This window comes from Streptomyces fuscigenes, from assembly GCF_021556455.1.
Lineage (GTDB): Bacteria > Actinomycetota > Actinomycetes > Streptomycetales > Streptomycetaceae > Streptomyces > Streptomyces fuscigenes.
In genome coordinates this window covers 1-2,120 of record NZ_JAKGCV010000662.1, presented here as the reverse complement: position 1 = coordinate 2,120, position 2,120 = coordinate 1, and the positions used below count along the sequence as shown (strand labels likewise).

The following is a 2,120-nucleotide window of genomic DNA, read 5'->3' as shown; positions in this document are numbered from 1 at the left end:
CCCGGAGGGGACCGGGCCGCCGTGTGCGTCCTGCCGCCGCCCGGCCGGCTGAGCACCGCGCAGTGGCGCCTGCTCGCCGCCGCCGGCGAGGGACTGCGGGTCACGCCGTGGCGCGGCCTCGTCGTGCCGGGGCTGACGCCCTCCGCCGCTGACGCGCTGCTGGCAGGGGCCGCCGCCGCGGGGCTCGTCACCACCCCGGACTCGCCCTGGACACGGGTCGGCTCCTGCACCGGCAGGCCGGGCTGCGCGAAGGCGCTCGCGGACGTGCGCGCCGACGCGGCGGCCTTCGTGGCCGCCCATGCCCAGGAGGATCCCGCGACCGCCTCGCGCGCCCTCCCGGTCCATTTCTCCGGCTGCTCCCGCCGCTGCGGGCATCCGCAGGGCCCGTACGTGGACGCGGTGGCGACGGCGGACGGCACGTACACGACGACGACCACGGGCGCGGCGACCGGCACGGCGGCCGGAAGCACCACGCACACAGCGACAACAGCGACAGCGGCGACAGCCGCGACAGCCGCGACAACAGCTTCAGCAGCTACAACAGTGACGACAGCCACGACAGCGACGACGGTGACGAGATGACGACCACCCCCGGCTTCGACTACGAGAAGGACGGCTCCGAGATCTACCGCCGGTCCTTCGCCACGATCCGCGCCGAGGCGGACCTGAGCGGTCTGCCCGCCGACGTGGCCCAGGTCGTCGTCCGCATGATCCACGCCTGCGGCATGGTCGACCTGGCGGGCGACGTCGTGCACAGCGCCGGCGTGGTCGCCCGCGCCCGGGAGGCGCTGCGCGCGGGAGCGCCGATCCTGTGCGACGCGCGGATGGTCGCGAGCGGCGTCACGCGCAAGCGGCTGCCCGCGGACAACGAGGTGCTGTGCACGCTCAACGACCCGTCGGTGCCCGCGCTGGCGGCGGAACTCGGCACGACCCGCAGCGCCGCCGCGCTCGAACTGTGGCGGGACCGCCTGGAGGGCGCCGTCGTGGCCGTCGGCAACGCGCCCACCGCGCTGTTCCGGCTGCTGGAGATGGTGGAGCAGGGCGCGCCGCGGCCCGCCGCCGTCATCGGGGTGCCGGTCGGTTTCATCGGTGCCGCCGAGTCCAAGGAGGCCCTGGCCGCGCACCCTTCGGGGCTCGACCACCTGATCGTGCGGGGCCGGCGCGGTGGCAGCGCGATCGCCGCCGCCGCGCTGAACGCGATCGCGAGCGAGGACGAACGATGAGCACGCAGACGGGCACGGGCCGGGACCGGGACGTCCCCGTGGGCGCTGCCGCGAGCGCGGGCACGGGCACGGGTCCGGCGGCGGGTCCGGCCGGGGAACGGCGGGAGACCCCCCGCGACGGCGGCCCCGGCCGGCTGTACGGCGTCGGTCTTGGCCCCGGCGACCCGGAGTTGATGACCGTGCGCGCGGTGCGGGCGATCGCGGAGGCCGACGTCGTGGCGTACCACAGCGCCCGGCACGGCCGGTCGATCGCGCGCGCCATCGCGGCCGGGCACCTGCGGCCCGACCACGTCGAGGAGCCGCTGGTCTACCCCGTGACCACCGGCACGACCGATCACCCCGGCGGCTACCAGGGCGCGATGGACGCGTTCTACGAGGAGGCCGCGGAGCGCCTCGCCGCGCACCTCGACGCGGGGCGCACGGTCGCCGTGATCTCCGAGGGCGACCCGCTGTTCTACGGCTCGTACATGCACATGCACAAACGCCTCGCGCACCGCTATCCGACGGAGGTGATCCCGGGCGTGACCTCCGTGAGCGCGGCGGCCGCCCGCCTCGGGACGCCGCTGGTCGAGGGAGAGGAGGTGCTGACGATCCTGCCCGGCACCCTGCCCGAGGAGGAGCTCGCGGCGCGGCTCGCCTCGTCGGACTCGGCGGTGGTGATGAAGCTGGGGCGCACGTTCCCGGCGGTGCGGCGCGCGGTCGAGCGGGCCGGCCGGCTCGGCGACGCCCGGTACGTGGAGCGCGCCACCATGGCGGGCGAGCGCACCGGGACGCTGGCGGACACCGACCCCGCCTCGGTCCCCTACTTCGCGGTGACGGTGCTGCCGAGCCGGGTCGGCGCGGTGCGCCCCGGCGCCCCGGAGGCCGGCGCCACCGGCTTCCCGGAGCCCGCCGGGG

3 protein-coding genes are annotated in these 2,120 nt (G+C 76.6%); all 3 read left to right on the top strand.

Annotated elements, in window-relative coordinates:
• A partial coding sequence (locus L1885_RS27520) for a ferredoxin-like domain-containing protein (protein WP_505016792.1) occupies nt 1-582 on the top strand: 582 nt, incomplete at its 5' end.
• Nucleotides 579-1,223, top strand: coding sequence for a precorrin-8X methylmutase (locus L1885_RS27515; protein ID WP_235799862.1), 645 nt, complete (start codon nt 579-581; stop codon nt 1,221-1,223). The genes L1885_RS27520 and L1885_RS27515, both read left to right, overlap by 4 nt.
• A partial coding sequence (locus L1885_RS27510) for a precorrin-2 C(20)-methyltransferase (RefSeq protein ID WP_235799861.1) occupies nt 1,220-2,120 on the top strand: 901 nt, incomplete at its 3' end. The genes L1885_RS27515 and L1885_RS27510, both read left to right, overlap by 4 nt.

What these genes read in the sequence shown, in the direction of transcription:
- L1885_RS27515 (WP_235799862.1), top strand. Translation starts at nt 579, where the DNA reads ATGACGACCACCCCCGGCTTCGACTACGAGAAGGACGGCTCCGAGATC.